Here is a 267-nt window from a genome sequence, read left to right on the forward strand (position 1 = left end):
GTTTCAGGCCTTCGTTGTCGGTGTTGCCGGCCGGCGTGCGCGACGGGGCGCCGCAGAGTTTTTCCGTACTCATTGCGCACCCCTCAGCCGGTTGAACCAGCCGGTCTTGGGTTTGGCCAGGCCTTCGGAGCGTTTGGCCAGGCGTTCGCCGAGGGTGCGCAGGCTTTGGGTCAGGCCTTCACGCGGGGCCAGTTCGAACAGGCTCACGCCCTGGTTTTTCGCGTTCAGGCGCCCTTCCGGGCTGAAGGCCAGAATCGCGAAGACTTC

At 65.2% G+C, this 267-nt stretch carries 1 pseudogene; it reads right to left on the minus strand.

The window, feature by feature from the left end:
* Nucleotides 1–69 precede the first annotated feature (69 nt).
* Nucleotides 70–267, minus strand: a pseudogene (locus BK660_RS30710) (pilus assembly protein); the annotation flags it as partial.

It is taken from the genome of Pseudomonas brassicacearum (assembly GCF_003732265.1).
GTDB classification, from domain to species: Bacteria; Pseudomonadota; Gammaproteobacteria; order Pseudomonadales; family Pseudomonadaceae; genus Aquipseudomonas; species Aquipseudomonas brassicacearum_D.